At 61.6% G+C, this 22521-nt stretch carries 18 protein-coding genes; 1 reads left to right on the forward strand and 17 read right to left on the reverse strand.

From position 1 onward, the window contains the following. Positions 1 to 4: 4 nt before the first annotated feature. The 8 genes from KUA23_RS03070 to urtA form a co-directional block, all read right to left on the reverse strand. On the reverse strand, positions 5 to 517 hold the full coding sequence (locus tag KUA23_RS03070; protein ID WP_078046647.1) for a GNAT family N-acetyltransferase: 513 nt from the start codon (positions 515 to 517) through the stop codon (positions 5 to 7). 9 nt (positions 518 to 526) lie between these two features. Then, positions 527 to 829, reverse strand: coding sequence for an urease subunit gamma (ureA, locus tag KUA23_RS03075; protein ID WP_003171437.1), 303 nt, complete (start codon positions 827 to 829; stop codon positions 527 to 529). 147 nt (positions 830 to 976) lie between these two features. Further along, positions 977 to 1816: an urease accessory protein UreD gene (locus tag KUA23_RS03080; protein WP_252993422.1), complete on the reverse strand. Its 840-nt coding sequence runs from the start codon at positions 1814 to 1816 to the stop codon at positions 977 to 979. 31 nt (positions 1817 to 1847) lie between these two features. Further along, positions 1848 to 2546 carry an urea ABC transporter ATP-binding subunit UrtE gene (gene urtE, locus KUA23_RS03085; protein ID WP_078046649.1) on the reverse strand — a complete coding sequence of 233 codons (699 nt, stop codon included), beginning with the start codon at positions 2544 to 2546 and terminating at the stop codon, positions 1848 to 1850. 140 nt (positions 2547 to 2686) lie between these two features. Beyond that, positions 2687 to 3520: an urea ABC transporter ATP-binding protein UrtD gene (gene urtD, locus KUA23_RS03090; protein ID WP_177409477.1), complete on the reverse strand. Its 834-nt coding sequence runs from the start codon at positions 3518 to 3520 to the stop codon at positions 2687 to 2689. Continuing rightward, positions 3517 to 4584 (reverse strand): urea ABC transporter permease subunit UrtC, encoded by a 1068-nt coding sequence (gene urtC / locus KUA23_RS03095; RefSeq protein ID WP_078046651.1) that lies wholly within the window; start codon positions 4582 to 4584, stop codon positions 3517 to 3519. The genes urtD and urtC overlap by 4 nt, the downstream gene beginning before the upstream one ends. Then, on the reverse strand, positions 4584 to 6086 hold the full coding sequence (gene urtB, locus KUA23_RS03100; RefSeq protein ID WP_100491602.1) for an urea ABC transporter permease subunit UrtB: 1503 nt from the start codon (positions 6084 to 6086) through the stop codon (positions 4584 to 4586). The genes urtC and urtB overlap by 1 nt, the downstream gene beginning before the upstream one ends. A gap of 168 nt (positions 6087 to 6254) precedes the next feature. Next, positions 6255 to 7520, reverse strand: coding sequence for an urea ABC transporter substrate-binding protein (urtA, locus tag KUA23_RS03105; protein WP_078046653.1), 1266 nt, complete (start codon positions 7518 to 7520; stop codon positions 6255 to 6257). A 285-nt stretch (positions 7521 to 7805) separates the two neighbouring features. On the opposite strand from urtA, the gene KUA23_RS03110 reads away from it, so the two are divergent. Further along, entirely contained in the window at positions 7806 to 12410 is a 4605-nt protein-coding gene (locus KUA23_RS03110) for a DUF4329 domain-containing protein (protein WP_346356372.1), read from the forward strand. Positions 12411 to 12451: 41 nt separating this feature from the next. Here KUA23_RS03110 and KUA23_RS03115 read toward each other — a convergent pair whose 3' ends face one another. The 9 genes from KUA23_RS03115 to KUA23_RS03155 all read right to left on the reverse strand — a co-directional run bounded on the left by KUA23_RS03115 (position 12452) and on the right by KUA23_RS03155 (position 22433). Continuing rightward, positions 12452 to 13462 carry a FecCD family ABC transporter permease gene (locus KUA23_RS03115; protein WP_078046655.1) on the reverse strand — a complete coding sequence of 337 codons (1011 nt, stop codon included), beginning with the start codon at positions 13460 to 13462 and terminating at the stop codon, positions 12452 to 12454. Beyond that, on the reverse strand, positions 13459 to 14406 hold the full coding sequence (locus KUA23_RS03120; protein WP_252993431.1) for an ABC transporter substrate-binding protein: 948 nt from the start codon (positions 14404 to 14406) through the stop codon (positions 13459 to 13461). Before KUA23_RS03120 ends, KUA23_RS03115 begins: the two co-directional genes overlap by 4 nt. Beyond that, positions 14403 to 15191 carry an ABC transporter ATP-binding protein gene (locus KUA23_RS03125; protein ID WP_252993432.1) on the reverse strand — a complete coding sequence of 263 codons (789 nt, stop codon included), beginning with the start codon at positions 15189 to 15191 and terminating at the stop codon, positions 14403 to 14405. Before KUA23_RS03125 ends, KUA23_RS03120 begins: the two co-directional genes overlap by 4 nt. Beyond that, on the reverse strand, positions 15191 to 17299 hold the full coding sequence (locus KUA23_RS03130; RefSeq protein ID WP_252994253.1) for a TonB-dependent receptor: 2109 nt from the start codon (positions 17297 to 17299) through the stop codon (positions 15191 to 15193). Before KUA23_RS03130 ends, KUA23_RS03125 begins: the two co-directional genes overlap by 1 nt. Before the next feature lie 152 nt (positions 17300 to 17451). Continuing rightward, the gene (locus KUA23_RS03135) at positions 17452 to 18834 is read right to left on the reverse strand and encodes a PepSY-associated TM helix domain-containing protein (RefSeq protein WP_252993433.1); all 1383 of its coding nucleotides are present in this window, start codon (positions 18832 to 18834) and stop codon (positions 17452 to 17454) included. 113 nt (positions 18835 to 18947) lie between these two features. Then, positions 18948 to 21008: a TonB-dependent copper receptor gene (locus KUA23_RS03140; RefSeq protein ID WP_100491595.1), complete on the reverse strand. Its 2061-nt coding sequence runs from the start codon at positions 21006 to 21008 to the stop codon at positions 18948 to 18950. A 93-nt stretch (positions 21009 to 21101) separates the two neighbouring features. Beyond that, complete coding sequence (locus KUA23_RS03145) at positions 21102 to 21497, reverse strand: DUF2946 domain-containing protein (RefSeq protein WP_252993434.1); 396 nt, start codon at positions 21495 to 21497, stop codon at positions 21102 to 21104. 11 nt (positions 21498 to 21508) lie between these two features. Beyond that, entirely contained in the window at positions 21509 to 21991 is a 483-nt protein-coding gene (locus KUA23_RS03150; protein ID WP_078046662.1) for a copper chaperone PCu(A)C, read from the reverse strand. Between the two features lie 46 nt (positions 21992 to 22037). Next, positions 22038 to 22433, reverse strand: a complete 396-nt coding sequence (locus KUA23_RS03155) for a DUF2946 domain-containing protein (RefSeq protein ID WP_252993435.1) — start codon at positions 22431 to 22433, stop codon at positions 22038 to 22040. Positions 22434 to 22521: the final 88 nt, after the last annotated feature.

A 22521-nucleotide genomic window follows, 5' to 3' on the forward strand; every position in this document is an offset into this window, starting at 1 on the left:
GACTTCACTCCTTGGGCGGTTCCGCGCCCGGGTTCAAGGCCAGTTGCATGAAGGTCAGGTCCAGCCAGCGGCCGAACTTGATGCCGACCTGGGGCATTTGCCCGGTGGTGATGAAACCCTGGCGCTCATGCAGGCGGATCGAGGCGAGGTTGCCGCTTTCGATGGCGGCGACCATCACGTGCTTGCCGCATGTGCGTGCGCGTTCGATCAGGGCTTGCATCAGCAATGGGCCGAGGCCCTTGCCGCGTTGGTCGCTGCGCACATACACCGAGTGCTCGACGCTGTAGCGAAAGCCTTCGAACGGCCGCCAGTCGCCGAATGAGGCGTAGCCGGTGACCTCGCCATTTTCGACACTGACCAGGATCGGATAACCCTGGGCGTGGCGTGCACTGAACCAGGCCTGGCGATTGCCCAGGTCCACCGGTTGTTCGTTCCAGATCGCCGTGGTGTTGAGCACCGCGTCGTTGTAGATGTCGCGGATCGCCGGCAAGTCGTTTTGGGTTGCGTCACGAATCATGGCCGGGCCTCAGGCGATGGGTTGGTGGACGGTGACCAGCTTGGTGCCGTCGGGGAAGGTGGCTTCCACTTGGATATCCGGGATCATCTCCGGGATGCCTTCCATTACCTGTTCGCGGCTGAGCAGGGTGGTGCCGTAGTGCATCAGGTCGGCCACCGTGCGGCCATCGCGGGCGCCTTCCATCAAGGCTGCGGAGATATAGGCGATGGTTTCCGGGTAGTTGAGCTTCACACCGCGCGCCAGGCGACGCTCGGCCACCAGGCCTGCGGTGAAGATCAACAGTTTGTCTTTTTCCCGTGGGGTCAAATCCATGGTTCAAGGTCCTTGAAAAACAGCATTCTTAATTACCACAGAGATCCCATGTGGGAGCGGGCTTGCTCGCGAAAGCGGTGTGTCAGTCGATGCGTCTTTACCTGGTCCACCGCTTTCGCGAGCAAGCCCGCTCCCACATTTAGATCGTCATGTGCTCCAGATCCGGGGTGAAACCGCCTCTCGCCCAAGCACCGCCGGGCGCAACAGCCGCCATAAATCAATCAACCATCCCCGCGCCAGCAACGCTTCACTGGCCAGGCAGCGGGCGACCAGCAGGCCGGGCAGTTGGGTCAGGTCGCCGCGCACTTCATGGGGCAGGGCGCGACAGGTGTCGAGTAATTCGGGGTCTACGTCGCCGGTCAGCAACAGGGTCGCAAATACCGGCTGCCCATCCAGGCCGATGGGCGAGTCGAGCAAGCCGTCGGCGCCCACAATGCGCTGGCGCTCATGCCAGAGCAACTGGCCGTCGCGACGGATATCCAGGTGCGATTGAAAGTGGCCCAGGTCAAAACGCTCTCCACTGGCCGGGCGACCCAGTGCGACCACATCCCAGTAGAACAAGCGGGCATCGCCTTGCAGCTCGATGCGCGTGGTGAGTTCGGCCTGGGCGGCGCTGAATACGATGGTTTCCTGGGGCAGCCATTCCAGGGTGGCACCCGCTTGCACGGTGAGGTCCAGTTGCTGGTAGGCCGGGCCGCTGGCCCGATACCACTTGGCCGCGCCGGGGCTGGTCAATTGCGCCCAGGCACCCGCGCCGACATGGGCGCTGATGTCCAGGCGATCACCGCCGGCAATCCCACCGGGCGGGTGCACGATGATGTGCTGGCACACCTCGGGGCCTTCGGCGTAGAGGTGCTTTTGCACCCGCAGCGGACCGCGATGGCGACGCATCACCGGGCGTGTGGTGTCGCCGAAACGCGCGTAGCCGAGTTCCAGCTCGGCGTGCCAGCTGGGGGTGAACAGGGCGGGAGTAACGGGCAGATTCATGTTTTTTGACTTATCAATAGGACGCTACAGGTTAGATGGTAACCAGCCCGCGTACACCTTCACTTTCCATATTTTCACCTCGGCCTTGCTGCACGATTTCACCACGGGACATCACCAGGTATTGATCCGCCAACTCGGCGGCAAAATCGTAGAACTGCTCCACCAGCAGAATCGCCATATCGCCACGGGCCGCGAGTTTCTTGATCACCGCGCCGATCTCCTTGATCACCGAGGGCTGGATGCCTTCGGTGGGCTCGTCGAGGATCAGCAGGCGCGGGCGGCTGGCCAACGCTCGACCGATCGCCAGTTGCTGTTGCTGGCCACCGGACAAATCGCCGCCACGTCGATGCTTCATTTGCAGCAGCACCGGGAACAGTTCGTAGATGAAAGCGGGCACTTCCTTGGCTTGCGAGCCCGGAAAACGCGAAAGCCCCATCAACAGGTTTTCTTCCACCGTCAGCCGCCCGAAGATCTCCCGGCCTTGTGGCACATAGGCGATGCCCGCGTGCACACGCTGGTGCGGCTTGAAACCGGTGATCGCCTTGCCTTCCCAATTCACCGCGCCTTCTTTGGCCGGCAGCAGACCCATCAGGCACTTGAGCAAGGTGGTCTTGCCCACGCCGTTACGGCCGAGCAGGCAGGTGACTTCGCCGACCTTCACCTCAAAGGACAGCCCGCGCAGGATGTGGCTACCGCCGTAGTACTGGTGCAGCTTGTCGACTTGCAGCATTCTCAAAACCTCCTCGGTTCCCGTTTGGAAACCGGATCAAATGTGGGAGCTGGCTTGCCTGCGATAACGGTGTATCAGTTACACCGAGTTGCCTGTATCGCAGGCAAGCCAGCTCCCACATAAAGCAGTCCGTGTCCGGCTCAGCGACCGAGGTACACCTCGATGACGCGTTCGTTTTCCTGCACCTGTTCCAGCGAGCCTTCGGCCAGCACGCTGCCCTGGTGCAACACGGTCACGTGGTCGGCAATCGAGCCGACAAAGCCCATGTCGTGTTCGACCACCATCAGCGAATGCTTGCCCGCCAGGCGCTTGAACAATTCGGCGGTGAAGTCGGTTTCGGCGTCGGTCATCCCCGCCACCGGTTCGTCCAGCAGCAACAGCTGCGGGTCCTGCATCAGCAGCATGCCGATTTCCAGGAACTGCTTCTGGCCGTGGGACAGCAACCCCGCCTGGCTCTGCGCCAAGGCGGTGAGACGCAGGGTGTCGAGCACCTCGTCGATACGGTCTTTCTGCTCGCCACTCAGGCGCGCGCGCAGGCTGGCCCATACGGATTTATCGGTCTTCTGCGCCAGCTCCAGGTTTTCGAACACGCTCAGGGCTTCAAACACCGTGGGCTTCTGGAACTTGCGGCCGATGCCAGCCTGGGCGATCTGCACTTCGCTCATGCCGGTCAAGTCCAGGTGTTCGCCAAACCAGGCGGTGCCATGGCTGGGGCGGGTCTTGCCGGTGATCACGTCCATCAGCGTGGTCTTGCCGGCACCGTTGGGGCCGATGATGCAGCGCAGTTCGCCAACGCCGATGTAGAGGTTCAGGTTGTTGAGGGCCTTGAAGCCGTCGAAGCTGACGCTGATGTCTTCCAGGGTCAGGATGGTGCCGTGGCGGGTGTCCAGGCCCTTGCCGGCGGCCTGGCCAATGCCGATGGCATCGCGGCCGCTGCCTGCATCGAAAATAGGTTCAAGCATGACGTTCCTCATTTCTTCAGCAGGCCGATGACGCCCTTGGGCAGGTAGAGGGTGACGATGATGAACAACGCCCCGAGGAAGAACAGCCAGTATTCCGGGAAGGCCACGGTGAACCAGCTTTTCATGCCGTTCACCACGCCGGCACCGAGCAACGGGCCGATCAACGTACCGCGCCCACCCAGGGCCACCCACACGGCGGCTTCGATGGAGTTGGTTGGCGACATTTCGCTGGGGTTGATAATGCCCACTTGCGGCACATACAGCGCCCCGGCCAAGCCACACAGCACGGCGCTCAACACCCACACGAACAGCTTGAAGCCACGCGGGTCGTAGCCGCAGAACATCAGGCGGTTCTCGGCATCGCGCAGAGCCGTCAACACCCGGCCGAACTTGCTCTTGGCCAGGCGCCAGCCGATGAACAGGCTCGCCACCAGCAACAGCACCGTGGCCACGAACAACACGGCGCGTGTGCCTGGCTCGGTAATGCCAAAGCCGAGGATGCTGCGGAAATTGGTAAAGCCGTTATTGCCGCCAAACCCGGTCTCGTTGCGGAAAAACAACAGCATCCCGGCAAAGGTCAGCGCCTGGGTCATGATCGAGAAATACACGCCCTTGATCCGCGAGCGGAAAGCGAAGAACCCGAACACCAGCGCCAGCACCCCCGGCGCCAGTACCACCAGGCACAAGGCCCAGAGGAAGTGCTCGGTGCCCACCCAGTACCACGGCAGTTCGGTCCACGACAGGAAGGTCATGAACGCCGGCAGTTCATCACCGGACGCCTGGCGCATCAGGTACATGCCCATCGCATAACCGCCCAGGGCGAAGAACAGGCCGTGGCCGAGGGACAGCATGCCGGCGTAGCCCCACACCAGGTCAAGGGCGAGGGCGACGATGGCGTAGCAGAGGATCTTGCCCACCAGCGTCAGGGTGTAGGCCGAGACATGAAACGCGTTGTCAGGTGGCAGCAGCGACAGCAACGGCAGGGCCAACAGCACCACAAGGATCAGCGTGCCGACGGCAATCGTCGCCTTGGGGCCGGCCTTTTGCGTGGCCGTAAGCATCAATGGCTGGTTCATCAGTCGATCACCCGTCCTTTCAATGCGAAGAGTCCCTGCGGGCGTTTCTGGATAAACAGAATGATCAGCGCGAGGATCAGGATCTTGCCGAGCACGGCGCCGATCTGGGGTTCCAGGATCTTGTTGGCGATGCCCAGCCCGAAGGCCGCCATGACGCTACCGGCCAACTGGCCGACACCGCCCAGTACCACCACCAGGAACGAGTCGATAATGTAGCTCTGACCGAGGTCCGGGCCGACGTTACCGATCTGGCTCAGCGCCACGCCGCCCAAGCCGGCAATACCGGAGCCGAGGCCAAAGGCGAGCATGTCCACGCGGCCAGTGGGCACGCCGCAGCAGGCGGCCATGTTGCGGTTCTGGGTGACGGCGCGCACGTTGAGGCCCAGGCGGGTCTTGTTCAGCAGCAGCCAGGTGAGCACTACTACGCACAGCGCGAAGGCGATGATCACGATGCGGTTGTAGGGCAGTACCAGGTTGGGCAGCACTTGAATGCCTCCGGAGAGCCATTCGGGGTTGGACACCTCGACGTTCTGCGCCCCGAACACCAGGCGCACCAGTTGGATCAGCATCAGGCTGATCCCCCAGGTGGCCAGCAGGGTTTCCAGTGGCCGGCCGTACAGGTGGCGGATCACCGTGCGCTCCAGGGCCATGCCGATGGCCGCGGTGACAAAAAACGCCACCGGCAGCGCGATCAGCGGGTAGAACTCGATGGCCGCAGGCACATAGCGTTGCATCAGCATCTGCACCACATAGGTGGAGTAGGCACCGAGCATCAGCATTTCACCGTGGGCCATGTTGATCACGCCGAGCAAGCCAAAGGTGATCGCCAGGCCCAAGGCCGCCAACAGCAAAATCGAACCCAGGGACATGCCGCTAAAGGCCTGCCCGAGGACCTCGCCGACCATCAGTTTGCGTTTGACCTGTGCCAGGCTGGTCTCGGCGGCGGTGTGCACGGCGGCGTCGGCTTCGACGCCGGGGGCGAGCAGTGCCTCAAGGCGGGTACGGGCCAGCGGGTCGCCGGTGCTGCCGAGCAGACGCACGGCGGCCAGGCGCACCAGCGGGTCGGGGTCGACCAATTGCAGGTTGGCCAAGGCCAGGCTGAGAGCGGTGTGCACGTCCTCATTGGTTTCGGCGGCGACCTGCTGGTCGAGGAATTTCAGTTGCGCGGGTTGCGCGCTTTTTTGCAGCGCTTGCGCGGCGGCCAGGCGTACCTTGGGGTCGGCGGCGAGCAGTTGCTGGCTGGCTTGTACGTTGTCGATCAAGCCGCGCAGGCGGTTGTTCAGGCGTACGGTCTTGGTTTCGCCGTTAACGGTGAGTTGGCCTTGTTGCAGGGCGTCCACCAACTCGATGCGGGCCGGGTCGGGCTGGGCGGCCCAGTCCTGGAGAAGCTTGGCCTGCTGGGTCGGGTTGGCGGCCAGGAAGTCGTCGGCGTCGCTGGCGTGTGCGGTGAAAGACAGCAACAGCAGGGCCGTGAGGATGAAGCGGTACAGGGCAGTGGGCATACCAAAATGTCCTGATCATGCGCGGACGGTGTAGGCACTGGCTTTGTGTGGGAGCTGGCTTGCCTGCGATGGCATCGCTGCGGTGTACCAGGTACACCGAGTTGTTTGCATCGCAGGCAAGCCAGCTCCAACATTGACCGTGCCCGACAATAGAGGCTGGTTGAGGCTTTAGTTGCTCTTCACGGCGTAATCCGGCTTTTTGTCATTGCCTGGAATGTACGGGCTCCACGGCTGTGCACGGATTGGCTCGTTGGTTTGCCAAACCACCGAGAACTGACCGTCGGCCTGGATCTCGCCGATCATCACCGGCTTGTGCAGGTGGTGGTTGGTCTTGTCCATGGTCAGGGTGAAACCTGACGGCGCGGCGAACGTCTGGCCGGCGAGGGCTTCGCGCACTTTGTCGACGTCGGTGGATTTGGCTTTTTCGGCCGCCTGCGCCCACATGTGGATACCCACGTAGGTGGCCTCCATCGGGTCGTTGGTCACGGCTTTATCCGCGCCTGGCAGGTTGTGTTTCTTGGCGTAGGCCTTCCAGTCGGCGACGAATTTCTGGTTCACCGGGTTCTCGACCGACTGGAAGTAGTTCCAGGCGGCGAGGTTGCCCACCAGCGGCTTGGTGTCGATGCCGCGCAGTTCTTCTTCACCCACGGAGAAGGCGACCACCGGTACCTCGGTGGCCTTCAGGCCTTGGTTGGCCAGCTCTTTGTAGAACGGCACGTTGGAGTCGCCGTTGACGGTGGAGATCACCGCCGTCTTGCCGCCGGCCGAGAACTTCTTGATGTTGGCGACGATGGTCTGGTAATCGCTGTGGCCGAACGGGGTGTAGACCTCTTCGATGTCTTTATCCGCGACACCCTTGGCGTGCAGGAACGAACGCAGGATCTTGTTGGTGGTGCGCGGGTACACGTAGTCGGTGCCGAGCAGGAAGAAGCGCTTGGCGCCGCCGCCTTCTTCGCTCATCAGATATTCCACGGCCGGGATGGCTTGCTGGTTCGGCGCCGCGCCGGTGTAGAACACGTTTGGCGACATTTCTTCGCCTTCGTATTGCACTGGGTAGAACAGCAGGCCGTTGAGTTCTTCGAACACCGGCAAGACCGATTTACGCGACACCGACGTCCAGCAGCCGAACACCACGGCGACCTTGTCCTGGGTCAGCAACTGGCGACCCTTTTCGGCGAACAGCGGCCAGTTGGAGGCTGGGTCGACGACCACGGGTTCGAGCATCTTGCCGTTCACGCCGCCCTTGGCGTTGATCTCGTCGATGGTCATCAAGGCCATGTCTTTAAGGGACGTTTCGGAGATAGCCATGGTGCCGGACAGCGAGTGCAGGATGCCGACCTTGATAGTCTCGGCAGCCTGCACCGTCCAGGTCATGCCCATGGCGGCAATGGATGCCGAGAGAGTGAAAGCCTTGATCAAGCTGCGACGCTTCATGGTGCGATCTCCGAGATCGATTTTTTAAGGGGCAGATGAGTGACATTACTGAGGTGATAGCAAGGGGTGTGCCGAACTCGTCCACCCCGCACGGGCAAGGGGCGGGCAAATGTGCAGATCGAATGGGTCGCACCAAAGTGGCGCCCGATTGCGGTAAACGGGCACGACTGTGTGCTGTTGTGGTGCTTGGTGCTGTCGCTACTTATCTACCGGTCAGAAGTAGCTTTGCACTCCGAGAATGAAAGGGCCGGGCGCTGTGCTCAGGCATTCATTCAAGGAGTTGTCATGGCGATCAGATTGTCACGTGAAGGGCGGGCTGCCAGCTCAAACCGTGGGGCTACCCAGCTGCCACCACTGAGCCCTGCTTTTCTGCATGAGGCAGATGCGGCTTACTGGGCTCATCAGGAAATTGGTCAGCGACGAGACGTCGAGTACGGCGGGGTGATTGTGCGAGACCCTTCCGGCCAGTATTTCTCGACTCAGCCGGTGGCGGGCAAGGGAATGCAGTTCGATTTACGGGCTGTTTTGGCTATCGGCACCGATGGCCACTATCTTCAACCACCGGGGTATACCTGCGTCGCCTGCTACCATTCACATCCTGCGCAACATGAAATGATTCTCCAGAGAAACCCCAGCTTTGATGAACGCATGGCCAAGGCGTTTTTGGGGTTCATCTCCGGTACAGATTTTTACCAGGATGTGCATGATCGTGCTTTCTTCACGTCTTCCTATCTCTCTGGGCCGGACGGATCCCTCATCCGCCATACCCCTTCTGGATCCAGGGCGGAGTTCAGCTTCGCCCTTTGGGTACAGGCCGGAAAACCACCCGGCAATCCGGTGGGTGTGTACGGCGGCTTTGATGAGTTCATCAAAAAGGTCTCGACCTTCGGCTCGTTGAGCTTAATTGTGCCGACCGCACTGTGGGGTGGTTCTCGCGGCAAGGTGCCGCCCGATTGGGTCGTTTTCGAACCTTTTTCCTCGTCGGCGGTGACCGAGCAACCGCTGTTCACGGCGATCTTTCCTGAGGCATCGTTGGCGGTGACGGCAGCGTTTCCCCCGCAGCCAGAGACCGTTGAATCGCGCATCGGCGTGGTGCTCAAGCACGTCAGCCTGGATCGTTACGTCGCAACCTTGGCAACGCCCGGTCTCGAACCGTTATTTTCTCTCGATACGCTCTTCCCCAAGGGGCCGGATGGGGGCCTGCAATTACCCGCCGACTATCGCCTGGAAGCCCTCTATTTCAGTGAGGGGTCTGAAGTGAGTAGGGTTGCTGCTCGAGAAAACTGGCTGGTCAATGTGCTTTTTACACCGATGCAACTGGGGGCCGCCATCCGAGCGGGAAGCGGGACGTTGGCTCTTCAGGACCCGAAGCGTGGACTGTCCCTCTACATCAATACCCTGGATCAAGCGTTGCTCAAACTTAAAGTCCCTCTGGCGTATCTGGCGGCCGAGCTGTTTAAACGCAGCAGCGATGGGGGGATCAATGACAGCGGTGCCCAGGCCGAGATGGCCGCTGGCACCCTGACACCACGCGACTTTTTGCGCAGGGTGATCGATGTCACGGACCTGTGGGTGGTTCGAGCAGGCCAGGTCTGGCGTGAGGTCGGGCGGGTGAATAAGCAATCGACGGTATTGTCAACAGAGCACCCGGTGACCTTGAGTGGCTCGTTTCTGTCATCCCGGGACGCTGCGTCGTACGCCCATGAGCAGATTGGCAACTCCCGAGGTAGTTACTACGGCGGTTACGTGTTGATAGGGCCTGACGGTCGCTTCGTGATCACCCCGCCCAAGCAAAGCCTTGCCAACCCATTTGCGTTCATGCTGTTTTTCCCCGTAGACGAGCAAGGCGCACTGATTCCTCCCGAAGGCTATGAGCTGTATGCACGCTATGGTTCCCATCCGGCACTGTCCATGATCGATCCTGACTGGGTTAAGCAGCGGCGGTGGACGCGGCAGGAAGCGCTGATCAACCTACAGGTATTTTCCTGCGATGAGATGTACTCAATACTCCTATCCGGGCGGGTGGCTTACCTTTCCGGAGCGCAGGATTGTCTACTGGAATACGCCCCGAGCCATTCGTCCGAGGAGCAGTGGCTACTGGAAACTCTCAACCCGTCTGCCGGAGAGCTTGGCCTTGCACGCAAGATGGATCGCGGCGTGCTAAGACCTGCCGATTGGGTCACGAGGTTAGCCGCTGCGGGCGAATTCAAAATTGTTCAGGGCAATTCGTTGTGGGGCCCGCGCGGGGTTGTCTACAGCGATTGGACGCCTGACTTTGAATATGCACCCAGAATCGGCCCGCCCGACTACGTCACCTATGGTTCCTTGTTCACAACCCTCAATGACGCCGCCCGCGATCTGCATAAGCGAGTGCATGGTCGCAATCTTGCCGCGCAGGCCTGTTTCGCATTTATCCTCAAACGCAAAGGCCAGGAACAGTACATTGGCACTGAGGTAGAGGGCGCTCTCTCCGCCGGCGACTTGTTCGACCTCGACAAATTGTTTGCTCGAACGAGCCGTGACGAGTATGCGTTGCCCGAGGGGTTTGAGCTACATGCCTTGTTCAGGTCACAGCAATGGTCGCCGAAGTGGAACACTGCAGCGAATGCTTGGCTGACGTTGTATTTCGTCACGCCGAAAGTACTGTATTCCGCGCTCTATGAAGCCCAGCGTAATCAAACACGCAACCTGCCCATCTACTTTTCGACGCTGGACGGTGCACTGTTAAGTTTTCGCGCCTCGCCTATCGACGTGAAAGCCGGCGGCGAGGCGGACACCCTGTTAGCGCTGGCACAGACGCAGTTGGATTCTGGCATAAAGACCCATTTTGACTTTGTCAGACAGTGGGCAACCAAGGGCGAGCTACAAGTGGTGCGGACCAGTCAATGCTGGGATGAAGTTGGCATTGTGAATAAAGACTGGACCGGCTACAAAACCTTGACTTCACGCCGCTTGAGCCCGGCGTTTGCCTCGGCTGATGATGCGGCCCGTTATGCCCTGAGCTCCATTGGCAACCACTTTCGCCGCGCCTATGGCGGCGTCATCCTCAAGCTGGTCAACGGTCTATGCGTGGCCACTGAACCCTTGATACTGCCGCCGCGGGGGGTGTCGCTGAACTGGATCTACCCGGATGCCAGCGTTGCCTTGGGGCTTTATCCCGGGGGGAGCACGATCATCGCTCGCTACCGCTCCCTACCCATTCAAGAAGTCCCTCTATTGCTGTCGGCCCTACAAAAATCGGTCTACCAAAGCATGATTCCCAGTGCTGTGCTGGCAGAGCTGCTAGACAGAGAGGCGCATATCAAGCGCGACTACGTTTTCGGAGCGAACGGGGCGATTCTCAGCTACGACCTGTCAGACTCTGAAGAGGAAAAGCTGCTGAACCGTAAGTTGCTTGCTCTTAACCGCGTCAAAGGTGATTTGGCCGACAACGACTATGAGCAGCAACTTCGCACGGGAACGCTGTCACCGCAGGATTTCGTCAATGCAGTGGCCAAGGCTGGCCTCTTGCGGGTTGTTAAGGGAGACGCCCTGTGGGGGCATCCGAGGACACTCAAACCTGAGTTCGCGCTGAATCAATACATCCCAAACCCATTGGAGGTGCGCCAAGTCGCAGCGGACTCACCGTGCAGTCCGATATTCACCCGTGCCCTTGATGCCGTCCGACACGTCCAGCTGGCTTGGAAACCACAGGCTCAAGTGGCGTTTGGTTATGTGCTGAAGGCATTCGGACGGGACCTGTACATGGCAACGTTACCTCTTGTCAGAGCGCAATTTAGTGCATTGGCAGCCGTCTTTGCCGGCGGCCAATTACCCCAGGGTTACCTGATGCATGGCTTGTACTTGTGCGCATCGACTGAACCGATTGCCCCGGCGAAAGACGAAATGGCCCGGTCCTTCTTCTCGCCTGTCACGATTGCGAAAGCACTGGCTTACATGACCACCCCCCGTAATGGACTGACACTGCCGCTTTACCTGTTATGTGCCGACGGTGCGTTGCTGCGGTACAAGGTGCCTAAATCAGATGCTGTGACGCAGTGGCAGAATGACCAGTACCACATCGCCGAAGGCGTGAATAAGGGCTACTTGACAGTGCGGGACTACGTACGTGAGTTGGCGAGCATTGGAGAGTTGGACATCCGGGTCACCAGCCCGATCTGGGGCCGCAAAGAGCTGGTCGATGCCCTGTGGTCTCCCCATCGACTGCCGCACGATTTTGCTGACGACCCTTATTACCATTCATTCTGCGGTCCATGGTATTTCTATGCCGATGACGCCGCCCGTTACGCTCAGCGCACGCTTGCCCGCTTTGTTGATCGTTCGTATCTAGGGGCAGTCCTGGTGCCGCCGAGAGTTGGCGGGTTTGTCGCAATCGATCCCGTGGAGGATCGCCCCGGTTTTGGCGACAGTACGTTGGAAGGTTTGTTCTGGAAGGATCACGCCGGATTCGACGTGCCGACGACCAATGTGCTGCGCAACTACAAGATTGCAGCGGTGCATGTCTTTTATAAGACAATTCCTGGTACGCCCAGTAAGCTCCAAGTTGACATCAACCTGCTGGCTAATTTTGTCTCCGGTACTGACCTGGACAATTATCTTTCGGTCATACGCAGTAATTTACCTGACGCCAAGAGCATCTACCTGTCTTGCCGTCGGGGAGCGCTGCTCAAGTACGACCCTGCAATGACAGCAGAGGAAGCCAATCTGCTGCGCGCCTGGCCAGCGCTCACTCCCAGTGTGCTGGTGAGTCGGTTGCGGCGCATAGGCAAGCTGTCAGTGCTGGTCGCCGACAGCTTCTGGAACGCACTGGGGCCTTTGAATGAACAGTCGGATCTTATGAGGATCGGGGCAAATGAGCCCTGGTATGGCCGCAACAAGGATGAGCTTTGATGAGCATCCTCCACGCAACTGCCTGAAACGCCTCATTCTGATCAGCGCCGGCGCATCAACCCGATAAAAAACAGCCCGCCGATGGCTGCGGTGGCCACGCCGATGGGCAGGTCTTCCGGGGCGATCAAGGTGCGTGCGGCGACGTCGACCCACACCAGGAACAGGCTGCCGAGCAGGGCACACACCGGCAATAGGCGGCGATGCTCGGCACCGACAAGACGCCGGGCAATGTGCGGCACCATCAGCCCGACAAAGCCGATGGAGCCGCTGATGGACACCAGCACGCCGGTCATCAACGAGGCCACCAGGAACACCTTCAGCCGCACGTTGCGCGCATTCAGGCCCAGCGTCACGGCGGTCTGCTCACCGGCCATCAGCGCGTTCAAAGGCCTCGCCATGCCGAGCAGTACCAGCAGCCCCAGCAGCACCGTGGCCGTGGGGATCGCCAGCAACTCCCAGCGCGCCAGGCCCAGGCCGCCCAGCATCCAGAACATCACCGCCGACGCCGCGCGATGGTCGCCCATGAACAGCAGCAGGTTGGCCGCCGCCATCATCACGAACGACACTGCCACGCCACACAGCAGTAGGCGGTCGCTGTCCAGTCGTCCGTTGCGACTGGCCACCGCCAGCACCACCAGCATGCTCAGCAGCGCGCCGACAAAGGCGGCGATCGGCAGGGTCAGCAGCCCGACTATTTCGCCCACGTGCAGCACCACGATCACTGCGCCGAGGGTGGCGCCCGACGTGACGCCCAGCAGGTGCGGGTCGGCCAGCGGATTACGCGTCACTGCCTGCAACACCGCACCGATCAACGCCAAGCCGGCGCCCACCAACGCGCCGAGCAACAGGCGCGGCACACGGATCAGCCAGACGATATGCGCCTGCCCGGCCGGCCAGTTCACCTCGCCGATGCCAAAGGCCTTGTACACCACGATTCGCCACACCACGTCCACTGGCACCCGCGCCGGGCCGAAGCCCAGGGACGTCACGCAGGACACCAGCAACACCAGCGCAAGCGCGGCAAGCAACCAGGCGTAGCGACGGGTGATCATTCGCCGTGGAACCCCTTGGCCAGGGTTTCCACCGCCAGTACGTTATCGATGCCTGGCGTCGCCTGTACGTACGGGATCACGATAAAGCGCTGGTTCTTGATGGCGTCCACCGCTTGCAGCGCGGGGTTATTCATCAGGAACGCCTGCTTCTGCTCGGCGGTGATTTCGCTGTAGTCGACGATCACAATCACCTGCGGGTTGCGTTCCACCACGGTCTCCCAGTTGACCCGGGTCCAGCTGGCGTCGATGTCATCGAGGATATTGCGCCCACCGGCCGCCGTGATCAGTGCCTGGGGCATGCCAAGGCGCCCGGAGGTCATGGCGCGGTCTTCACCGCTGTCATAGAGGAACACCCGCGGTTTCTCGGCTGGCAGGTCCTTTTGCACCTCGGCGACCTGTGCCTGCATCTGCGTGATCAAGGCCGTGGCGCGGTCCTGCACGTCAAAGATTTTGCCCAGGTTGCGCAGGTCGTTATAGGTGTCGTCCAGGGTGGCGGCCGGGCGCTTCATCACGAAGGCACACGACTCGGTCAACTCATACACGTTGATGCCCAGGGGTTGTAGTGTGTGCGGGGTCAGGTCGCCGCCCACGCGCATGCCGTAATCCCAACCGGCGAAGAAGAAATCCACGTTGGCGTTGAGCAGGGTTTCCACCGACGGGTACTTGCTCGCCAGCTCCGGCAAACCCTCGAGCAGGTGTGCCATTTCCGGGGTCACCGACTTCCAGCCGGTGACGCCGCTGTAGCCGGCCATGTGCGACTTGAGGCCCAGGGCGAGTATCATCTGGGTCATGTTGATGTCGTGGCTGACCGCGTGTTTCGGGGCCTCCTGGAAGGTCACGTCGCGGTTGCAGCTCTTGACGGTGACCGGGTAATGGGTGGCTTCGGCAAGCGCCTCGGCGGCACTGAACAGCAAGGCAACGGCAAGCAGGGGGCGCAGGCTCATGGTTGGGTTATCCAGGTGATTCGGGGGTAGCCGGACAAGGGGTGAGTGTCGATCAGCGCTTCGACGCCAAACACGTCGCGCAGCAAAGCGGCCGTGAGTACTTGATGCGGCGTGCCGCTGGCGACGATGCGCCCGTGGTTGATCACGTACAGGCGGTCACAGAATGCGGCCGCCAGGTTGAGGTCGTGGATGCTCGCCAGGGTGCCGATGTTCAGACGCTTGACCAGCCGCAGCAACTCCAACTGATAGCGTGGGTCGAGGTGGTTGGTGGGCTCGTCGAGGATCAGCAGTTGCGGCTGCTGGGCCAGGGCGCGGGCGAGGATCACACGCTGTTTTTCACCGCCCGACAGGGTGGCGAACCCATGGTCTTCGAACCCCTGCATGCCCACCGACACCAGCGCTTGCTGGATCAATTGCCGGTCCTGCAGTGTGTCGCCATCAAACAAACCCTTGTGCGGTGTGCGGCCCATGGCGACCACTTCATCCACCCGCAGGCCGAAGGCATCGGGAAACTCCTGCAGCACCACGGCAACCCTTTGCGCGCACCATTTCGCGCTTTGTTTCCACACATTCTGGTGTTCGAGCAGCACGTCGCCCTGCGCCGGTTTGCTGAACCGGTAGGCGCAGCGCAACAGGCTGGTCTTACCGCTGCCATTGGGCCCGATCAGCCCGACGAACTCCCCGGCACCGACCTGCAGGCTGGCGTCACGCAGTTGGAACTGGTGATGGCAGTGCTCATGCCCCGAAGGGGTCCAGGCCAGGTCGGTGAGGGTGAGTGAGCTCATCAGAAGGTGTAGTCCGCCGTGACGAAGAAGGCGCGCGGTTTACCCAGTATCCACTGCTGGCCGTCGTTGTACTGGCTGACGGCATAGGTGCGGTCGAACAGGTTGTTCAACTGTAGGCCCAGGGTGGTGTTGCGCATGGCTTTCCACGACACGGTGGCATCGACAACGGTGTAGCTCGGCAGCTCGTTCTGGTTGGCCATGTCGGCATACCGTGCGTCGACGTAACGCACGCCGGCACCGGCGCGAATGTCGTCGGTCACGGCCTTGCTCAGCCACAGGTTGGCCGTGCGGCGCGGTACGTCCACCGGGCGGTTGCCGTCGCGGGACACTTGCACGCCGCCAAGGTCCTGCGTGAAGTCGTCGTACTGCGCGTGGACGATGGCCGCGTTGGCCTGCAATTGCCAGGCGTGTGGCAGTTGCAGGTCGAGGCTGGCTTCCAGGCCGCGTGACGATTGTTGGCCGACTTGCTGCTTGAGGTCCGGGTCGCCCGGTACGTCGGTGAGCAGTTTTTTCTTGACGATGTGATACGCCGCCAGCGTCCATTCACCACGCTGGTCCCAGAAGGCCTGCTTGATGCCGATCTCGGTTTGCCTGGCGGTCGACAGGTCAAACTGTTGCTGGCTCGGGCTCAGGGAAATCAGGCCGCCGACGCCGTCAGTGCTGGTCGCGTACTGGCCGTACACCGAGGTGTCCGGCGTGATCGCATAGACCAGGCCGGCCTTCCAGTTATTACCGGTGAGGGTCTTGTCGGACTGGCTGCCGGTGCGCAGGTCATCGCGGTCGACGTGGGCGTAGTCGCGGCGGATGCCGGTGATCAACGACAGTCGGTCGGTGAGTTGCAGGCGGTTTTCCGCGAAGCCAGCAACGGTTTTGGTGGTGGTGGAGAACAGCGGGCTGAATGCACTCTGGCTATCGAATGCGGCGGGCGCCGGGTGATTGATATCGATCGGTTGCCCATCCGGCAGCACATCCTCGAACGGCGAGTTGCTGGCCAGGCGGAAGCGAATGCGGTTGTACTCCACGCCGGTTACGGTCTGGCTGTCGAGGCCGAACAGGGTGTGCTTGAAGGTGAAGGTCTGGCGGTCGCCCACCTGTTCCTGGTTGTGCTTGATGCCGAAGTTGCCGCTGCGGGTGAGTTGCCCGTTGGTGAAGTTATAGTTCTCGGCGTTCTGCCAGCGCCGCTGGTTTTTCAGGTAGAACAACTCGTTGGTGGCACTGACGCTGTCGTTGATCTGCCACTCGCTGGTCAGGCGCGTCCACTGGTCGTTGTAGTGCTGGATGTCGTCACTGACGTTGTAGTTTTTGTCGCGCAGGCCTTTGTGCAACTGGCCGTTGATCAACGGGGTGCCGAAGTAATTTTGCGGGCGCTGGTCGCCATAGTCGCTGGCCAGGGTGAAGCTCAGGTTGTCTGCCGCCTGCCAGCGCAGGGCGCCGCTGACAAAGTCGCTGCTGGAGTCGCCATGGTCGATGAAACCATTGCTGCGCAGGCGATTGAGGTTCAGGCGATAGCTCAGGGTGTCGGTCAGCGAGCCACCGCTGTCCAGGGCTTCTTGCTGGCGGTCATGGGAGCCGTAGCCCAGGCGGATGTGGTTTTCGATCTCGCCTTCAAACGGCTTTTTCGGCACGGTATTGACCACCGCGCCAGTAGCCCCTTCGCCGTACAGCACCGAGGCCGGGCCGCGCAGCACGTCGACGCGTTCCACCGACCAAGTGTCCACCGGGAACGTCGATGTCCCCATGCCCATGTACATGCGGTTGCCGTCGTACAACTGCATCACCGAGCCCTGCCCGGTAAATCCACGGGCCGACAACGACGTACCACCGTCACCCGGCGAACCGGTACGGCTGATGCCGGTGGCGCGGGAAATCGCGTCCTGCACACTCACGTCGCCGCGTGCACGGATCTGCACGCCGGTCTGGCTCTCGATACTGCCGGGGGTTTGCAAGGCCGTGAGGTTCAGGCGCGAGCCGGCGGTGGTCGGAGTCTTGAGGTCGACGCGTTCGTCGTCCACGGCGGGTGCCGTGACGGGGCTGGCGGGCAGAGTCAGGGCCTGGGCGCTGTGATGCAGGGCGAGCAGGCACAGGCCGGACGCGAGGTACTTGTTCATCGGACGGAAAATCGCTTCTTCGAGGCAGCGCTCGCCGCTGGGCGCGGCGAGCTGAGGTATGCAGTAAGTGTTATAAGTTAACACTTCCTGCGTCGTGGGCGAAAGCCCGCGTAAGACTACATAACGCCTCTATGTAGGGCATCTCGCCGACTTCATGTCGAACCTGAGGCAGATTCACGTTGCGCAAACAGCCGCGACACTACCAAGCGATCCAGCGCCCACACTACGATCAACGACGCGCCAACCAGTGGGAAAATGATCGCCAGGCCCAGCATGATCACCATCGCGGTCTTCCACTTGGGCAGGTCGTGGCGTATCGGCGGAACACCCAAGCCACCTGCTGGCCGCCGCTTCCACCAGATCACCAGGCCACTCACGGCACTGAGCAGAATCATCAGGCAGATCAGCAGCACGACCAGTTGATTGACCCAGCCGAACATCTTGCCTTCGTGCAGCATCACGCCGGTTTCGGTGGCCCGTGCCACGAGGTTGTAGTGCTCCCAGCGCACATCGGCCAGCACCTTGCCGGTGTACTGGTCTACGTGCAGGGTGGCGTCATTGCGCGGGTCGTTGGCGAACACCGCGATGGTGAACACACCTTCTGCGGTGGTGGGAAAGGTGATGCTGTAGCCAGGCTCGACCTTGCGCGCGTTGGCCAGGTCGACCACCTGTTGCAGGCGCAAGGTCGGCGCGGCTGGCGCTGAATGCATCGCGCCGTGATTCATGTGCTCGGCATGGTCGCCAGACATCGGCATTGGCGTGTTTTCCATGGCCCAGGGCACCGTCTGCTGGGCAGCGGTGTTGAGCACACGCGCCTGCTGGTCCGACTGTGGCACCTGGTTCCACATCGCCGCCGGGAATGTGTTCCACAAGTCGGCGTACTGCTTGCCCCAAAAGCCGGTCCAGGTCATGCCACTGAGCAGCATCACCAGCAGCAGCGACGCGCCCCAGAAGCCAGTGACCGCGTGCATGTCACGCCAGAACACCCGGCCGCGGCTGTTGACTCTTGGCCACAGCACGCCCGCCGAGGATTTGCCGCGCGGCCACCACAGGTAGAGGCCCGACACCACCAGCATCACGCCCCAACCGGCGGCGAGTTCCACCAGCCGATCGCCGACGGTGCCAATCATCAATTCCCCGTGCAGCGCACGGGCGATGGCTTGCAGGTTGTATTTGGCGTCCTGTTCGCCGAGTACCGTGCCGCGGTAGGGGTCGACGAACACCGTCACTTCGCGCCCGTCGTTGTGCATCACAAACTGCGCACTGCTGGTGGCGTCGGCCGGCGGCAAGTACTTGCTGATGGCGGCCTTGGGGTAGGCCGCCTGGGCGCGTTGCAATTGCTCGTCGGCGCTCAGGGCGTGCTCGGCGGTCTGGACCTTGAGCAGGTCGCTGTACATCAGCGGGTCGAGCTGGGGTTTGAACAGGTAGATGATGCCGGTCAGGGCCAGCAGCACCATGAAAGGGGCGACGAAGAGCCCGGCGTAGAAGTGCCAGCGCCAGGCCAGGTTGTAGAAAGATATTTTTTGAGTGCTCATCAGGTGCTCCGCAAGGCTTGTTATTTATCCGGTCATGACCTGTAGGAACCGGCTTGCCGGCGGGGGCGATCTAATCGACGCCATCGCCGGCAGCCGGCTCCTACAGGGGGGCGTCAGAAGCTCATGTCGACTTTGGTCCAAAGGGTCCGGCCTGGCTCCTTGATGGCCTGCGGGTCACTGGCCGGGTAACCGAACCCGGCGTTGCCGGCCAGGTTCAGGTGCTCGGCGTAGGCTTTGCCGAACAGGTTGTCGACACCGGTGCTGACCTTGAAGTGTTTGTTGATGCGGTACGCCGCGTTCAGCGAGAACACGCCAAAACCGCCGCTCTTGTCGAAGTCCTTGCCGACCACGTTGCCTTTGTTCTGATCGATGCGGTGTTGCGCCGCGACCACACGCCACAACGCGCCGGCGCTCCAGTCGTCTTCGCTGTAGGTGAGGCCGAAACGTGCATCCAGTGGCGGCATTTGCGGCAGGGCCTTGCCGTCGCTGCTGTTCTTGCCCCAGGCGTAGGCGAGGGTGGCGTCGGCTTTCCAGTTGCGCGTCAGTTTGTACGCTGCGCCCAATTCACCGCCCATGATGCGCGCATCCACGTTACGCGCTTGGGAAGTGGTGCCCATCATGCCGGGCTTGTAGTCGAACAGGATGAAATCCTGCACTCGGCCGATGTAGCCCGAGGCCCAGGCTTCAAGGTCCTCGGCCTTGTACTGCGCGCCGAAGTCGAGTTGGGTGGTTTTCTCCGGCTTCACGCCGTCAAAGGCATTCACCGAACCGACCGCGCCGGTATTGGGCGAAAACAGCTCCCAGTAATCCGGGAAGCGCTCCGAGTGGCCCAGGCCTGCGTAGAGGGTGGTGGGGCTGTCGGCCAGGTCGTGTTCATAACGCACGAAGCCCGATGGCAAGGTATCGGCGCGGGTGTCGTCAGCAGTCGGGTTGGCGCGGCTGCTCATGCCCGAGCCGGTGGTTTGCCGGAAGTCCTTGGCCGAAGCGCGGTCCAGGCGTGCGCCGGTGATCAGGCGGTCGCGGTCGGCGGCGTACCAGGTGAGTTCGCCGAACACGCCGTAGTTGTGAAAGTTGGCGTCCTTGACCCGTGGCAGATCCTTGTAGGTGTCGATGCCCATGCTGCTGCGTTGGCGATGTTCGTTGGTCTGCGCGTCCAGGCCGCTGATCAACTGCACATCGGCCCAGCGCCAGGTGGCCTTGATGCGCGCGCCAAGGGTGCGGCGGTCGACGTTGGAGGCCATCGGCCCGGCCATCATCCCGGTGCCCGACGGCGTGCGCAGGCTGTAGTTGTCCATCACATGGTCGGCGTAGTTGTAGTAGACCTGGGCCTCGACCTTGTCCAATACCTCGCCGATGTTGGATTTTTCAAAGCGCAGCCCCAGGCTCTCACGCAGGAACTGCGAGCCGTCCATGCCGCGCCCGGCGTAGCGGGCTTCGCCATCGCCACGGCCAGCGGTGAGTTCCAGCAAGGTGTCGGCGTCGGGGGTGAAACCGACCGCCACATCGCCATTCCACTTGTCGTAGCGCGAGGCAACCGTGTCGTTGTTGCCGTCCTTGTAGTCATCGGCATGGGCCTGGTTGCCGATCACCCGTACGTATCCCAGCGGGCCGCCGGCGGCGGCATCGATGACTTTGTCGAAGCGCCCGTTGGAGCCGGCCAGCACACTGGCGTTGAGCCGCGTGCCCAGCTCGCCGAACTGCTCCGGCTCGCGCTCGAACAGGACGGTGCCAGCCGACGCGCCGGGGCCCCACAGCACGGTTTGCGGGCCTTTGATCACGGTGAGCTTGTCGTAGGTTTCCGGCGAAATGTAGGAGGTGGGGGCGTCCATGCGGCCAGGGCAGGCACCGAGCATCATGCTGCCGTTGGTGAGGATATTCAGGCGTGAGCCAAACATGCCGCGCAGCACCGGGTCGCCATTGGTGCCGCCGTTACGCACCAGGGCAAAGCCGGGGATGGTCTTGAGGTAGTCGCCGCCATCGCTGGCGGGCACCGGTTGGCGCGGGTCCTTGGGGTGGGTGATCACCGTCAGTGGTGAGCTGGGGGCAATCGCGGTGATCACGGTCGGGCTCAGTTCATGCTCGTCGGCGTGAACGTGGGGCGCCAGTAATGCGCCGCATAAGGCAGCGAGCACGGGGGTACATCCCAAACGGGTGTCAGCAGAAAACCTGGACATGACAAATTCCATCAATCATTCGTAAACAACACGGCCAGCAGCCTGCGGCTGTCTGTCTAAAGTCGGCCGGGGTGAAGTAACGGTGTGAAGTGCTTACGAGGCGATGGGCGGGGCGCGACTGCGGGCGCCCGGGAAGATACTCTGCCGGGCATGGCCCAGGCGTGTGGCGGGGGTGAGGGCGTTGGCGGGCGGCGGGCTGCTCAGGGTAAAGGTTGAAATGCCGCCGGGCAGGGCTGGGCAGCTATAGAGCAGGTCACAATAGCCGCACTTGGACCAGAGGGCGTGGTGTTCGTCAGGGGCTTGCTTGTGATGGGTTTCGCCGTGCTCCATCGGCATGTCCATGGACATGGACATACCGGCGTGATGATCCATCGGCATCGCTTGGGAAATCAGCGGACCGATAAAGATCATCAGCATGGCGAACAGGCTGATCCAACTGCCGCTTCTCAGGCGGGAGTGTGGAGATAACCTGGCGCGAGGGGCGCCCATCGGGAGTCTACCTACTGGGCGTGCTTATGCTCGTGGGTGGCCATTGGCGGCGTTTTTTGCACGCTGACTTCCACCTCGACCTTGCCGGCTTTCTCGAAGGTCAGGGTCAGCGGGAATTGCTTGCCGTCGGCCAACAGGCTGCGGTCCTTGAGGCCCAGCAGCATCACGTGATACGCCATGGGCGCGAAGGTCAGATCGCCTTTGGCCGGTACGGCCACGCTGGGCACTTGTTGCATCTTCATCAAGTCGCCTTGCATCACATGCTCGTGCAACTCGGCCTTGTCCGCCACGGGCGTCTCGACACCGAGCAAACGGTCCGCCGTTTCGCCGGTGTTATGAATCACGAAATACGCCGCGACAGTCGGCGCATTGGGCGGCAATTCCTGGGACCAGGGTTCACGGATCTCCAGTTCGCCGACCTTGTAGTCATCGGCATTGGCAGCACTGAACACCGGCAACAACAACGCAGCCAGAAGCAGGGAAGATTTGAGCATGGCAGTTCTCCAGAACGGTTCTAAACGCAGTTCACTTGCGAAGAAATCAGACCGTCGGGGAGGCGCGGGGGTTAAGACTCGGCCATTGCTGGCGCGGGGTAGGTTGCTGGAGCGCAGACGGCGTCAGGTGCTGGAACGCGTCGAACCGCGTCACATACAACTGCGGCACATGCCCCGGCAACGCCACCACCGGCGTCGAGCCCGAGCAGCACCAGCAATGCTGCATGGTGGAGTGATCGTCCTGCTGCGGCGCCGGAATCTCCAGTTGGCCCAGGGCAATAGTCTTCAGACTGGCACCATTGGAGGAGCAGAAGCTGCCCCACAGCAATTGCTGCACCGGGTCCTGGGATTGCTGCATCGCACTGGCCATCGGCATGGCAAAGGCGTTGAACAGCACTGCAAGGCAGGCGATCCAGGCGATTGCAAAGCGTTGACGGGCCATGGCGGACAATCCGTAGGGTTAAACGATCAGGCGGGTATTTAGCCTGATCGTAGGGGAGAAGTAAAAACAGGGCATGTGGTTTGGTGTC

Origin of the sequence: Pseudomonas pergaminensis, assembly GCF_024112395.2 — a bacterium.
In the GTDB taxonomy this organism is placed as follows: domain Bacteria; phylum Pseudomonadota; class Gammaproteobacteria; order Pseudomonadales; family Pseudomonadaceae; genus Aquipseudomonas; species Aquipseudomonas pergaminensis.

Coding starts and splice junctions, on each gene's coding strand:
- urtC (WP_078046651.1), bottom strand. CDS start 4,584: ATGAACCAGCCATTGATGCTTACGGCCACGCAAAAGGCCGGCCCCAAG.
- urtA (WP_078046653.1), bottom strand. CDS start 7,520: ATGAAGCGTCGCAGCTTGATCAAGGCTTTCACTCTCTCGGCATCCATT.
- urtE (WP_078046649.1), bottom strand. CDS start 2,546: ATGCTGCAAGTCGACAAGCTGCACCAGTACTACGGCGGTAGCCACATC.
- urtD (WP_177409477.1), bottom strand. CDS start 3,520: ATGAGGAACGTCATGCTTGAACCTATTTTCGATGCAGGCAGCGGCCGC.
- KUA23_RS03155 (WP_252993435.1), bottom strand. CDS start 22,433: ATGGCCCGTCAACGCTTTGCAATCGCCTGGATCGCCTGCCTTGCAGTG.
- ureA (WP_003171437.1), bottom strand. CDS start 829: ATGGATTTGACCCCACGGGAAAAAGACAAACTGTTGATCTTCACCGCA.
- KUA23_RS03120 (WP_252993431.1), bottom strand. CDS start 14,406: ATGAGCCTGCGCCCCCTGCTTGCCGTTGCCTTGCTGTTCAGTGCCGCC.
- KUA23_RS03135 (WP_252993433.1), bottom strand. CDS start 18,834: ATGAGCACTCAAAAAATATCTTTCTACAACCTGGCCTGGCGCTGGCAC.
- KUA23_RS03145 (WP_252993434.1), bottom strand. CDS start 21,497: ATGGGCGCCCCTCGCGCCAGGTTATCTCCACACTCCCGCCTGAGAAGC.
- KUA23_RS03080 (WP_252993422.1), bottom strand. CDS start 1,816: ATGAATCTGCCCGTTACTCCCGCCCTGTTCACCCCCAGCTGGCACGCC.
- urtB (WP_100491602.1), bottom strand. CDS start 6,086: ATGCCCACTGCCCTGTACCGCTTCATCCTCACGGCCCTGCTGTTGCTG.
- KUA23_RS03070 (WP_078046647.1), bottom strand. CDS start 517: ATGATTCGTGACGCAACCCAAAACGACTTGCCGGCGATCCGCGACATC.
- KUA23_RS03110 (WP_346356372.1), top strand. CDS start 7,806: ATGGCGATCAGATTGTCACGTGAAGGGCGGGCTGCCAGCTCAAACCGT.
- KUA23_RS03130 (WP_252994253.1), bottom strand. CDS start 17,299: ATGAACAAGTACCTCGCGTCCGGCCTGTGCCTGCTCGCCCTGCATCAC.
- KUA23_RS03140 (WP_100491595.1), bottom strand. CDS start 21,008: ATGTCCAGGTTTTCTGCTGACACCCGTTTGGGATGTACCCCCGTGCTC.
- KUA23_RS03115 (WP_078046655.1), bottom strand. CDS start 13,462: ATGATCACCCGTCGCTACGCCTGGTTGCTTGCCGCGCTTGCGCTGGTG.
- KUA23_RS03150 (WP_078046662.1), bottom strand. CDS start 21,991: ATGCTCAAATCTTCCCTGCTTCTGGCTGCGTTGTTGTTGCCGGTGTTC.
- KUA23_RS03125 (WP_252993432.1), bottom strand. CDS start 15,191: ATGAGCTCACTCACCCTCACCGACCTGGCCTGGACCCCTTCGGGGCAT.